This window comes from Salinimicrobium maris (assembly GCF_049680855.1).
GTDB lineage: Bacteria > Bacteroidota > Bacteroidia > Flavobacteriales > Flavobacteriaceae > Salinimicrobium.
Genome location: NZ_JBMPGS010000002.1, coordinates 393348 through 405848 on the forward strand (window position 1 = coordinate 393348; position 12501 = coordinate 405848).

The window sequence follows — 12501 nt, forward strand, 5'->3', positions numbered from 1 at the left end:
CTTTAACCTCTCATAAACCTAAAATACTCCAAAAGCACTTCATCATTTACTTTTCTTGGGGTAAAGATTTCAAGTAATTTAGGCCGTTCTCCGTCTTGATAAAAGCTCTCCAGCGAAGTTTCCACCTTAACCAAATCATCTGCCCGCTGGTACTCGAAGTTGTACATTTGGCAAAGAGCTTCGGCGTTGAGATCGTGCACCGTTTCAAAGAATTTATCAAAGTTCTCAGAATTTTTATTTCCGGGGAGAATCCTGAAAATTCCACCACCACCGTTGTTTATAACCACGATCCTGAAATTTTTGGGAATATAATTGTTCCACAAAGCATTGGAATCATAGAAAAAGCCAAGATCGCCGGTCAATAGCACGGTAGGATCTTCATTCACACAAGCCGCACCAACGGCAGTAGACGTACTACCGTCAATTCCGCTCGTCCCCCTGTTGCAGTAGATTTTATAAGAAGGATCCAGTTTGAAAAGCTGGGCATAACGAATGGTGGAACTGTTACTAAGATGTACAACATAATCCTGCGGAATGTTTTTCAGCAAACATTCAAATACTTTAAAGTCCGAAAATGGGATTTTCTCCACATATTCTTCATGCAGGAGCTGCCGTTTTTCTTTTACTGCAATCCACTTTTCGCGGTAATTACTTTTTACTCCTTTTAGAAGTGGGAAAAAACTGCTGAAAAAGTTATTTGCGCTGGTTTCAAAATGTTTGTTGAGGCAAAAATATGTGTTGTAAGCCTTCTTTTCATCTACGTGCCAGTGCTGTTTTGGCTGATACTTTCTTAGAAAAGCTTTGATCTTCTTGGAAACCACCATTCCTCCGAAAGTGAGCAAAATATCGGGCTGCAGTTCTTTGAACTGTTCATCACTGTTTGCAGATTGTTCAATGGGACCAATAATCGTATCAATCCTTGTAAAAAAGTCTTCGTGATTAAGATTTGAAGTGGTTTCAGTAAAAACCAGGACAGAATCATCTTTTGCCAGTTTTTCCAGGAATTTTTGTTCGACAGAATTTGGCTGATTGACTCCCACCAATACCATTTTTCGGGCGGCATTGTTCCAAAGGTTAGCATAATGCAGAAGATTCTTTTCCGTTAGAATATTGGCTTCAGTTTCAGGAAGAATTTGCAGCGGATTAACCGTTGGCTCATCCACCACATCGTACAGCGGTTCATAAAAAGGCACATTGATATGCACCGGCCCCTTCTCCTCTATAGCCGCGTTTAAGGCGAGATTGATCTCCCGTTCATTGTGCTTCTGCGATTCCCATTGTTTCTGCTGAATTTTCTTATCGGCTGCCTGTACTTCAGAAACCACTTCAGAATAAAGATTGGCAGAATACAAAATGTGATTTTCAAAAACGTTTTTCTGCCTGATGGTTTGTCCGTCCCCAATGTCAATCCTTTCTACCGGTCTGTCGGCAGAGATCACCACCAGGGGAATATCACTGTAAAAAGCTTCGGCGATGGCAGGATAATAATTCAGCAAAGCCGAACCTGAACTGCAAAGCAGAGCCACCGGCTTTTGCAACTGCTGGGCCATTCCCAACGCAAAAAAGGCAGCGCATCGTTCATCAACTATACTGTAAGATCTAATATTTGGATTTTGTGTAAAACCAATGGTCAAAGGCGCATTTCTGGATCCCGGAGAGATCACCACATGGTCAATTCCTTTTGCTTCACAAAGTGCCACAATAGATTGGGCTACTGGTATTTTTGGGTATTTCACTAGCAAGATTTTAAGCCTAACCGCCAAAGTAGCTTTAAAAACATCATTCCGAAATTATTTCAGAATCTAATAAACTTCCTTTGGTAATTTATTAGAACCTCAAGTAAATTCAGGTTGACGTAAAGCAGGTTATTTAGACGGTTCGATCTGTAATAGGACCAAATTTACAATTTCACAGGCATTTTAAATAATGAAGAACAGCCTTATTTAAAAAGCACCTTTTTCATGGTTTCGGCTTTGTTTATTGTTTCCTGCCACTCATCTTTAGGAACAGAATCCTTTGTAATTCCGCCACCAATAAAAAGGATGGCCTTGTCATTTTCGATTTTCATACAACGTAAGTTCACAAAAAGGGAAGTTTCTTTCTTTACAGCACGGTACGCCAGATTTTCAACATTTCTCTTATTTTGCGTTCGCTGTGTCACTTGTTGTATATTGAGCTCGCCCAAATAGCCGGTATAAAATTCGCGATCATAACCTTCTTCTTCTAAAATGAACTTTTTTGCCAGTTCTTTTGGAAGTCCGCATACGGCAGGAGTTGGATGAAGTGCAGAAATTACCTGCTTTAGATTTGCTGCGGAATTGGTGTTACTCACAGGTGATCTTCCAAAATTCCCCTGAATATCAGTTCTCAAATGCAGCAGATTTCCGGCTTGTACTGTATAGGCTCGGGTGGATTGAATATTTTCGGCAGAAGTATCCTGAAGGTTTTCAAGAATAGAATCTGTTACGAATTGCTGCTCCTGCTTTTCCTTCTCACCCCACGAAACCTCTACTGTTCCTTCAAATTTTTGAGTGCCGGCAAGGGCCATTGATTTAAACCGGTTTCCTTCAACCTTTAACAAAGTTTCCGGGGTAGCGCCCAGCCACAATCCTGTTTCTGGATGGTACCAGCAGTATACGAAAGCGGTCGGGTAACTATTTAAAAGGTCAAAAAAAAGATTAAGAGGAACTTCTTTTGTTAAAGCCACTTCTTCTTTTCGGGACAAAACGACTTTTTTCATTTCCCCTTGTTGTAAAACCTCAACGGCTTTGGCAACAAGTGCAATATGCTTATGTTTAGCTTCTTCAGAAGTGTTTCCAGCTGCTATTTCAGGTTCCCCGGAAGCAGGCGAAAATTCATTCTCCTCGAAAATAAGCTTTTTCGAAGCATTTCCAGGAATTAATAACGGTACTTTTTCTTCGTCAAAAGGTGCAAAAACAAAGCCGGATTCTGAGAAATCCTCCACCTTATAGAGCCTGGAATCCTCCTGGAGCAAGGCTTTTACAGTTCCCGAAGAATCGCATGAGCGATATATTGCAAATGGAAGGTTTTCAGAATACTGCCGCTGCAATTTGGAAAGGAATTCCGTTTGAGTCATGCTATTTCTTTTTAGGTAAAGTAATAGTAGTCAGTTTCACGACAGAGATCAGGTTTTCTTCGGAATCTGTGATCTTTATATCCCAAAGCTGAGTGGTCCTTCCTTTGTGCAGGTACGTTGCTTTTGCGTAGACAAATCCTTCGGAAATACTTTTTAAGTGATTTGCTGAGATCTCGATCCCGCGTACCACAAACTCATTGGTATTCAGAAAAATATAACTAGCAAAGCTACCTACACTTTCGGCAAGTGCGACAGTGGCACCCCCGTGAAGTACACCATCTGGCTGATAAACTTTGGAAGTAACCGGCATTTTGGCGATCAAATAATCCTCCCCAACTTCAGTAAACTCAATCTCAAGGGTTTCCATAAGGGTATTCTTACACACCTTTTTGGAAAGGTTGAGAATTTCTTCTTTGGTCATATTAATACAATTGGTTTCTTTGTAAAAGTACAAAACCACTCACGAAAAATGACGAATGAAAAGAGCCTTTCTTACCAAACCACCAATACCTACAGTACTTTAAACGATTTTACTCCACAAACAAAGAACGTTTGGATCGTTTTTCACGGTATTGGTTATCTAAGCCGCTATTTCCTTAGACACTTCAAACATTTAGATCCTGAAGAAAATTATATCATCGCCCCACAGGCCCCTTCAAAGTATTATTTGAACAACAAATATAAACATGTAGGCGCCTCCTGGCTTACAAAGGAGAATACTGAAGTCGAAATGGAAAATATTCTCCACTATTTGGACGAAATTTATCATAAGGAAGATCTTAAAAATGCCAAAAATCTCATAGTTTTAGGTTATTCGCAGGGAGTTTCTGTCGCTACACGTTGGGTGGCGAGAAGAAAAATTCAACCTGCACAGCTTATCATTCACTCAGGAAAAATTCCGGCGGAATTGAAACCTTCAAATTTTGAATTTCTGAAAAACACACAGATAAAGCTACTTTGGGGCACAAAGGACCCTTATTTAAATGCTGATGTTATTAAAAATGAAAAACAACACTCTACTGCCCTTTTTGGATCACGGGTTGAATACATTTCCTTTGATGGTGTTCATGAGGTGAATCAGGATTTAATAAAAAGAATCGCTGAAGATTGATTAGTGACAGATTGCTGAAAAATTTTCTTTCCTGAACATTCAAAAATGGCATTTAAGCGGGAGTTTTTTTCGTCGGCTTGTACTTGTGAATGGGCAGAGAAATTACAAATTCTGCACCTTTTTCATCCGCTTTTGTAAGTCGCAACAGCCCCTCATGACCTTGTGTAATAATGTTATAACTAAGGCTTAAGCCAAGTCCGGTGCCTTCCCCGGTTGGTTTGGTTGTAAAAAATGGTTCAAAGATCCTTTCTCGTATTTCGGGAGGAATACCCGGACCATTATCTGAAATGACAATTTCAACAAAACCTGCTTTCTTGCGGGTTGTAATCCTGATTTCAGGATCATATTTACCGCCAATGCTCCTTTGCTTTTTTCTTACTGCATCAAGAGAATTTCCAATCACATTCAACAGTACCTGCCCAATTTCCTGGCCAACGACTTTTATTTTTCCAATTTCAGGATCAAGATCCTTTTCTATACGAGCCGAAAAGTTCTCAAATTGATTCTGTTTTCCCTGGTAAGCCAGAGTTGTGTATTTTTCTACCAACTCATTCACATCAAAAAATCCAAAAACCGGTTTTCCGCCCCTAACGTGCTGCATCATCGATTTTACAATTGCATCTGCCCGCTTTCCATGCTCGCCTATTTTGTTTGCATTTTGTTTCAGGTCTTTCATAAGCAAACCTATTTCGGTTTCATTCCCTGCTTTTTTTGCTTCTTCCAATTCTTCAAGCAGGTCTACAGAAAGCTCGGCGAAATTATTAATGAAATTCAGCGGATTCTTGATCTCATGTGCCACACCGGTTGCAAGCCGGCCTAAAGAAGCCATTTTTTCAGATTGAATCAGCTGTTTCTGAGTGGATTTTAATTCATTATAAGCCTTTTCCAGCTCGCGCGCTTTTTCCAATTCAACGGCTTTTTTCTCATTTTCAGCCTGCAGTGCCTGCGCCTGGGCTTCGGCAGCATTTGATCTTGCATTGGCAGTTTCAGCTTCCAGTTTTGCTTCTCTCAATCGTGCGGAATCTCTTTCCTGCTTTATTAATCGTCGTCGCTGTACACGATCTACAACTGCTATAATGATTCCGAGGAGAATAGCGTAAATGAGAAATGCCCACCATTGCAGCCACCACACCGGTTCTACTTCAAAGCTGTGACGAAGCGGTGCTAAAGATTTTACTCCGCTTTCATTCTCTGCCATTACTTCCAAAGTATATTCCTTAGGAAAAAAGTAAGCGGGTAAATTTGTATAACGCAGCCTTTTTACCGCAGAGGGCTCAGACCAGGATTCATCATAACCTAATAGCCTAGTTTGATACTTCACTTCGGCCACATTGGAAAAACTTAATGCTGTAAACTCAAATGCCACTTCATTCCTACTGTCACTCATATAGGAAATTTCTGCAGAAGTTAGCTCAAGATTTGGGGGATGCAGGTTAGGTTTGTCTTTTTCGGCATTGTAAATTGAAAGTCCGCTCGATGTGCCATAATATACATTTCCTGCAGAGTCTACCTGTACTGATCCATACAGCCAGACTTCATTATCAATTAATCCATCCTGCCTGGTAACCACATCAAGCACCTTTCCGGTTTCCGGGTTCACCTCGGCAAGCCCGCCGTTCGTTCCCACCCATAGGTTCCCAGATTCCGGAGATAAGGCAAAACTAACGGCATTGTCTGCAGGAAGACCATTTTCACTATTAATTTTATGAATTACTTCGGTAGTTTCGGGATCCAAAATGAATAGGCCTAGCTGAGTCCCAACCAATAATCTGTCCTTGTTCCAAAAAAGTTTTTCAATATGGTTTGTTGGCCCACCCTTTTCAAGAGACCAGACATTTTCAAAAAGTTGTTCTTCTGAAGCAGATAATGCCTCCAGGTTTTCTGTTTGAAATGAAAGTTTACTTTTATACAGTCCCTGATCACGTGTTCCAACCCATAAATATCCTTTGTCATCAACGGCCACAGCTTTATACAAAGAAGAAGGAAGGCCCTGCCTGGGTCCAAATTCATAAACCGCTCCGTCAGAAAATACATATAGACTTTCTAAGCCCGGAAACCAGGTACTCTGAGAATAACCCTCTGTAACAGTGTTGATAAGGCGGAGGTTTTCCGAAGCGATAAATGGCGGACTTTCATAAAGAGAAAAAACATATGCCTTTTCACCCAAAACAGAGATTTCTCTTACGTCATATGCATCTTTAATAATTAGATTTTTGTCAAACACAAGGCTACTCAGCCCCTGATTAGTAGCGATCCACACCCTGTTTTGCTCATCAATGGAAATTCCGTTAACCCAATCCCCTCTTAAACCATCGGTATAGGTAACAAATCTTGAAGCGCCGTTTGCACCAATACAGGTCGCACCGCCTTCAGTCCCTACCCAAAACCTGCAGGGGCTGTTATCGCTGGTGGTGACAGCAATTGTATTGATCTTCCCAGATGGTAGAACCGGTCGCTCCCCCGCTTTTGAACTTGCTGTATAATTTTCAAAAGCATTAAAATTGTACCTTAATTTTGAGACTCCGCCTGCCTGTGCAATCCAGACATTTCCTTCTAAGTCTTCGCGTATATGATATACGTTGTCGCTTAACAAGCCATTGGCACGGGAATAAATATTCACAACATTCCCGGTATTTTGATCAATCCTTATCATACCCAACTCGCCGCTACCAGCCATAAGTGTACTGTCATTGAGAGCCATTAAACTGGTTATGTTAGATGGTGCACCTGAAAAGATTACTTCAGGAAAAGAAGAATTTGATTTGAAGCGAAATATTTTGCCGTCCTGCCTGTAGGCCCAGACATTTTCTTCGGAATCTTCATAAAGGGCATGAAAATTTTCTTCTTCAGCCTCTTCTTTCGATTTAAAAATGATTTTTGGGTCGTTTTTGGTATAGGAAATTATGTTTCCATTTTCCAGGGCGGCCAGTACATTTCCGTTTTCCCTTCCATACAAAGACGCCACTCCCGTCATTCCAGTGCCGGAAAAATTAGTGGAAATTGTATCTGCAACAACTTCAGTTCCAGATTTAGAATCATACCTTAAAATGCCATTTTTAGAAGTTCCATACCAGATGCGCCCCTGTTTGTCTATCGCCATTTGCTCGTTACGAACCGCAGCATTTGTAGAAAGCTGAACCCCATTCCAATAATCCCTGAACCTTATTTCCTGGTCGTGCTCATATTCCTGCAAAGGCTTTTCAGAAACAACCAATCCGCTTCCCGAAGAAACCCATAAAAATCCTCTGCCGTCTTCCAACATTTGCCAAACTCCAAGATCTTTTAATCCTGAAACTTTATTAAAAACTTCCATTTTTGAACCATCATACCGCACGAGTCCGGAAGTATAAACAGCAAACCAGATGTATCCCTGCCTGTCCTGATAAACATAGGTGACCTGTGCAGACGGTAAAGCATTTACCTCACTATTACTGGTGAAGTGCGTAAGAGGTAGTTCCTGCGCCTGGATAGGACAGCAGGTACAAAGCAGAAAAAATAAAATATAATACCTCCAAAACATTCACAACATTCATTTGTTTTTATCAATTTCAAATTCCTCCTGTGCCGTTAAAGGCGATGAGCATCTGGGTATCAGTTCTTGTTACAGCTTTTACTGCTGCTTTTGAAGACAAAGCATTTTCCTCTGCACAGTTTCCGCCTTCTCTGCAGGCTACGGCTTCAGAATAAATCAATAATGCGCTATTAAACTGGTCATGTAATTCTGTAGGATTTTTAAGAACTCCTCTCCCACTCACCACATTTAATTCAGCCGTAAGCAGCTGTTTCAGAAACTCTTCATATTCTGTTGTTGGATTCTTAAGCAGAATGTCTAAAGCTGCACCTTCTTTATCTTCGCCAAACTGAAAAGGTTCAAATAACAAGGTCTTTTCTATTTCAACCAGAAATTCCCTGAGTTCCATTTCTGAATACAAGGCAGATTGCTGCCTGTAAGCCGTAAACTCGCTTATCCAAAAAGCCGTGGGCTCTGTATTTGTTTCGAGAACATCATCCTCCAGATCTTCTATTATTTTTTGCCGGTTTATGTGATAAGCAAAATTTTGGTCAGAAGCATCATTTGCAACCCCCGGAAGATCTATGTAAGCAAATTCCACTTCACTGTACCCTACATTATCTGATCCTGCAGCAATAAAATATTCTCCTTCCAGAAGGCTTCCTCTGGCTGAAAGTTTATAATCCCCGTTTACAACGCTAAATGAATAAAAACCGTCATCTGCGGTAAATACGGTAGCTATAGGTCCATTATCTGGCGTAAGAAGATTAACGGGAATCCCTCCAACCCCTGTTTCTACATTTTGTTTCTCTCCATCTTCATTGGCATCTATAAAAAGATAGCCTGAAATAGTTCTTATTCCTGTACATGGGCCCAAAACCGAACGAATGCTTTGTCTATTCTCTTCGGAAGTGGAAACATTTACGATCCCCAGTGGAACATCTCCTTCAAAAGTGACAGAAAACTCCTGAATTTCATTGGAGGCTAGCGGCTTGTTCCACCTGATGGTTTTCCCCTGGAGTACAGATACGGCAGCAGGAGACCAATCTATAGGAGTCCCGGCACAATCAGGGATTTTCATATAAAATTCATCCACTTCTGAAGACTTTGATGGCCCAATTACTTTATACCGGAAAGTCGTCCTCCTAGTATCCTGGGCTCCTGTTACATTACGGTCTATAAATTCAATACCAAAATTTCCCAGTTGCACTTTTTGAAAACTCCATAGTTGGTCCACAAGATAATCTGGCAGGGAATTTCCCTGCATCCAATTGGATGAATCCAGCTCATTTGTAGGTTTGGTTGCATGACCATCATCTCCCGCATCATTAAATTTATCCTCAGTTTCACAGCTGCTAAAAAAAATACCCGCACAACAAATCATTAGGATGTATACAGAATGTTTCATAAAATTAACTGTTTATCGAATGTTAAAATATAGGGAGATAATGAGAAAATCCTAATTGCGTAAAGAATTGGGGGAGAGTAAAAATATGTAATTCTTTATCAATTTCCACTTTAGCAAATAGTTTTCAAAGTGAAACCGTCATAAAGGGTGAAATAATATAAACAACTACAAATTAACACAATAAGATTTTAAATTTGTAGCATTTTCAAATAAAAATTGATATTTATTAAAATCTGTAAGATGTTTCCTTCGGAATTTAAACGTGATATTTCACATAATTTCTACAAATAATAGTTTCTAATCAATTTCTTAAAAAAACAATAATTTTATATTACTTTAGTACAAACGTTTTGTCGTAAATGTTCAATGGTTGAAAGAACCTTCCTACTTCAGCTTTTTCCAGCCACGAATAGCAGTCATCATAATTGAATCGCCCTTCATAAAAACACTGGCAAATCCAAGAGATTATCTGTTTTGGATCCGGTAAGATGCCCCCTCAAAATAACGCTTTGAACAACAGCCTCAAAAAAGGCTTTTAATGAACCAATTCTTCTATGGTTTCTACTTAGATAAAAATTAATAGGAAATGAAATGAAGACCACAAGTGTAGATAATCTAGAATACGTTTATCGCGCGGCTATTAAGCTGATCACAGATCTTTCTATAGAAAATATCCAGTCCAGGAGTTCTTTCTACAAGATATTTTCTTCCAATTTAATGGGGTATGGAGCTGGAAAAGATGAAAAAGGTAATGGTTATCAGGATTTCAGGAGATTACTAGAAAGACAGAGAAAGAAAGCCATTAACTCTGGCGTCAAATTGTCCATGGACTGTACTCCTGTTTTTCGATCTCATTCCCCGGAAGGGAATGCAGCTGTTTATGTAGATGAATTTCAGTTCCTGTCAATTTTGAACGGAGTGACAAGAACAACAGATTTTCGCATTTCTCTGGTGTTCTTCAAATATATAGAGGGCTGGCGAGTAAACCATTTACACCTCTCCTCTCCTACTAAATCCTTCAGCAAAAAGCAGAATCAACCTAATAAGGAAATTGAAAATCTTGAGAAACTCATACAGCAGAAGACAGCGGAATTAAAAGAAGCCAAGCAGCTTTTAAAAGCAAATCAAGACCAACTGGTGCGCCAGGAAAAACTCGCAAGCCTTGGGCAACTTACTGCCGGTATTGCTCATGAAATTAAAAATCCGCTGAATTTCATCAATAATTTTTCCGAATTAAGTTCAGAATTTCTAGATGAAATTGGTGAAAATATTCAGAAACTCGAAAAGTCTGAAGTAACCACAGAAATCCGGGAGCTCCTGGATGATGTAAAGGGAAATCTGGAAAAGATCTCCAACCACGGGAAACGTGCCGATGGCATTGTAAAGTCCATGTTGCTTCACAGCCGTGGAGGAAGTGGTAAAATGGAGGAAACAGACCTTAATGCGCTTCTTAGGGAATATGTCAATCTCTCTTTCCACGGAATGCGCGCCAATAAACATCCTATTAATGTTGAAATAATTATCGAAACAGATGAGAACCTGAAAAGGCTGCAACTAAATCCTGAAAACTTCAGTCGTGTCATCCTGAACCTGTGCAAAAATGCATTTGATGCCATGCGTGACAAACAGGAAAATTTAAGTGATAAAACTTACATTCCAAGACTCATAGTAAGAACCGAAAAACAGCATGAGAAAGTTCTTCTGGAAATAGAAGACAACGGGCCGTGGATTTCAGAAGAAGTGAGAGAGAAAATCATGTTGCCGTTTTTTACCACCAAAAAAGGGTCTGAAGGAACCGGTTTAGGTTTAAGCATTTCCCAGGATATTATCAAGGAACATGGCGGTACCTTGAAAGTGGAATCTGAAGAAGGTAATTTCACAAGGTTCATAATCGAATTAGATCCCTAAAGCCGGGAAGAGAATACCTGAAAAAATCTATAGAGATGAAAATACTAATAGTAGATGACGAGAGAGATGTGGAAATGCTATTTCGTCAAAAATTCAGAAAGGAAATCAGGAACGAGAATCTTGAGCTGATCTTTGCTTTTTCTGGCAAAGAAGCACTGGAAATGCTGGAGGCATCAAATCCGCCGGAGGTGGTATATGTGTTTTCAGACATTAATATGCCGAGAATGACCGGCCTGGAATTACTTCAGAATATCAAGAGCAGGTTTCCCGGAATAAAAGTAAGTATGATCTCTGCCTACGGAGATGCTGAAAATCATGACAAAGCAATTTCTTCGGGAGCAAAAGAATTTTTCACAAAACCTATAGATTTTATTTCCCTAAAAAGGGAGATTAAAGAGAGTATGGTGAATTAAAAACAAATTTATATGTCAAAAATTTTAGTGGTTGATGATGAATCTGATCTTGAAATATTGATCAAGCAGAAATTCCGACAGAAAATAAGGCAAAATGAATATGAATTTGTTTTTGCCCTCAATGGGATTCAGGCGCTGGAACAGCTTGAACAGCACCGGGACATTGAGCTGGTGCTAAGCGATATCAATATGCCCGAGATGGACGGCCTAACGCTTCTCTCAAAAATTAGTGAAAATAATTCTCTTTTAAAGTCGGTCATAGTTTCGGCTTACGGCGATATGGAAAACATAAGAATCGCCATGAACCGGGGCGCCTTTGACTTCATCACAAAACCTGTGGATTTTAAGGATTTGGAAATTACGATCGACAGAACAATAGCACATGTACAACAAATCAAACACACGCTGCAGGCATTAAAAGAAAATGATATCCTTCGCATGTATGTAGATGAAACCGTTCTAAATTTCATGGGAAAAAAGGAGGTGGAAATGGCCATTTTTGACAATGAAACCGTAGATGCTTCCGTAGCCTTTATTGACATCGTGGGATTTACGAAAATTAGTGAGAACAACTCGCCAGATGTTGTGGTGAATCTTTTGAATGACTATTTTGATGTTATGGTCAAAGAGATCATCAATGAAAAAGGTATTGTTGACAAATTCATGGGAGATTGCGTCATGGCCGTTTTCAAAGGTTCGTACCACCTGGACCGGGCTATAGATGCCTGTCTCGCCATAAGAGACAGGATACAGGAATTGCCAGCGCGCTCAAAAGAGGGTTTTAAGCCCAAGATTTCTATAGGCATTAACAGCGGGGAAATGGTTTCGGGAAACATTGGTTCCTGTACGCTGCGACGATTAGATTACACCGTCATTGGTGATGTGGTAAATGTGGCCGCAAGGTTACAATCTGCTGCAGCTACCAATCAAATCCTCATTTCTGAAGAAAATTATGAACGCATTAAAGAATCTTTTAGCTGCAGGAAAGTGGGTTCTATAGAAATGAAAAATAAAAAAAATCCCGTAGTGGTTTATGAGGTAATTAGTTAAAGA

Annotated in this window: 9 protein-coding genes; 4 read left to right on the forward strand and 5 right to left on the reverse strand. The window is 39.9% G+C overall.

Annotated features, from left to right (window positions below; all coding sequences use genetic code 11):
• Positions 1–2: 2 nt before the first annotated feature.
• The 3 genes from menD to ACOV1Q_RS07295 all read right to left on the reverse strand — a co-directional run bounded on the left by menD (position 3) and on the right by ACOV1Q_RS07295 (position 3518).
• Positions 3–1736 (reverse strand): 2-succinyl-5-enolpyruvyl-6-hydroxy-3-cyclohexene-1-carboxylic-acid synthase, encoded by a 1734-nt coding sequence (gene menD, locus ACOV1Q_RS07285; RefSeq protein WP_424493733.1) that lies wholly within the window; start codon positions 1734–1736, stop codon positions 3–5.
• Between the two features lie 203 nt (positions 1737–1939).
• Positions 1940–3097 (reverse strand): chorismate-binding protein, encoded by a 1158-nt coding sequence (locus ACOV1Q_RS07290; RefSeq protein ID WP_424493734.1) that lies wholly within the window; start codon positions 3095–3097, stop codon positions 1940–1942.
• A gap of 1 nt (position 3098) precedes the next feature.
• Positions 3099–3518 (reverse strand): PaaI family thioesterase, encoded by a 420-nt coding sequence (locus ACOV1Q_RS07295; protein WP_424493735.1) that lies wholly within the window; start codon positions 3516–3518, stop codon positions 3099–3101.
• 48 nt (positions 3519–3566) lie between these two features.
• Here ACOV1Q_RS07295 and ACOV1Q_RS07300 point away from each other — a divergent pair, with 48 nt between their 5' ends.
• Positions 3567–4208 (forward strand): alpha/beta hydrolase, encoded by a 642-nt coding sequence (locus tag ACOV1Q_RS07300; protein WP_424493736.1) that lies wholly within the window; start codon positions 3567–3569, stop codon positions 4206–4208.
• Between the two features lie 52 nt (positions 4209–4260).
• Here ACOV1Q_RS07300 and ACOV1Q_RS07305 read toward each other — a convergent pair whose 3' ends face one another.
• Positions 4261–7728 (reverse strand): sensor histidine kinase, encoded by a 3468-nt coding sequence (locus ACOV1Q_RS07305; RefSeq protein WP_424493737.1) that lies wholly within the window; start codon positions 7726–7728, stop codon positions 4261–4263.
• A 28-nt stretch (positions 7729–7756) separates the two neighbouring features.
• Positions 7757–9127, reverse strand: a complete 1371-nt coding sequence (locus ACOV1Q_RS07310) for an SdrD B-like domain-containing protein (protein ID WP_424493738.1) — start codon at positions 9125–9127, stop codon at positions 7757–7759.
• 591 nt (positions 9128–9718) lie between these two features.
• Between ACOV1Q_RS07310 and ACOV1Q_RS07315 the strand changes: the two genes are divergently transcribed.
• From ACOV1Q_RS07315 to ACOV1Q_RS07325, 3 genes are read left to right on the forward strand one after another with little or no spacing between them, the layout of a single operon-like run.
• Positions 9719–11035 carry an ATP-binding protein gene (locus tag ACOV1Q_RS07315; RefSeq protein ID WP_424493739.1) on the forward strand — a complete coding sequence of 439 codons (1317 nt, stop codon included), beginning with the start codon at positions 9719–9721 and terminating at the stop codon, positions 11033–11035.
• A gap of 35 nt (positions 11036–11070) precedes the next feature.
• Positions 11071–11448, forward strand: coding sequence for a response regulator (locus ACOV1Q_RS07320; RefSeq protein ID WP_424493740.1), 378 nt, complete (start codon positions 11071–11073; stop codon positions 11446–11448).
• Between the two features lie 12 nt (positions 11449–11460).
• Positions 11461–12498 (forward strand): adenylate/guanylate cyclase domain-containing protein, encoded by a 1038-nt coding sequence (locus tag ACOV1Q_RS07325; protein WP_424493741.1) that lies wholly within the window; start codon positions 11461–11463, stop codon positions 12496–12498.
• Positions 12499–12501 lie beyond the last annotated feature (3 nt).

What these genes read in the sequence shown, in the direction of transcription:
- ACOV1Q_RS07290 (WP_424493734.1), bottom strand. Translation starts at nt 3,097, where the DNA reads ATGACTCAAACGGAATTCCTTTCCAAATTGCAGCGGCAGTATTCTGAA.
- ACOV1Q_RS07295 (WP_424493735.1), bottom strand. Translation starts at nt 3,518, where the DNA reads ATGACCAAAGAAGAAATTCTCAACCTTTCCAAAAAGGTGTGTAAGAAT.
- ACOV1Q_RS07300 (WP_424493736.1), top strand. Translation starts at nt 3,567, where the DNA reads ATGACGAATGAAAAGAGCCTTTCTTACCAAACCACCAATACCTACAGT.
- ACOV1Q_RS07305 (WP_424493737.1), bottom strand. Translation starts at nt 7,728, where the DNA reads ATGTTTTGGAGGTATTATATTTTATTTTTTCTGCTTTGTACCTGCTGT.
- ACOV1Q_RS07310 (WP_424493738.1), bottom strand. Translation starts at nt 9,127, where the DNA reads ATGAAACATTCTGTATACATCCTAATGATTTGTTGTGCGGGTATTTTT.
- ACOV1Q_RS07315 (WP_424493739.1), top strand. Translation starts at nt 9,719, where the DNA reads ATGAAGACCACAAGTGTAGATAATCTAGAATACGTTTATCGCGCGGCT.
- ACOV1Q_RS07320 (WP_424493740.1), top strand. Translation starts at nt 11,071, where the DNA reads ATGAAAATACTAATAGTAGATGACGAGAGAGATGTGGAAATGCTATTT.
- ACOV1Q_RS07325 (WP_424493741.1), top strand. Translation starts at nt 11,461, where the DNA reads ATGTCAAAAATTTTAGTGGTTGATGATGAATCTGATCTTGAAATATTG.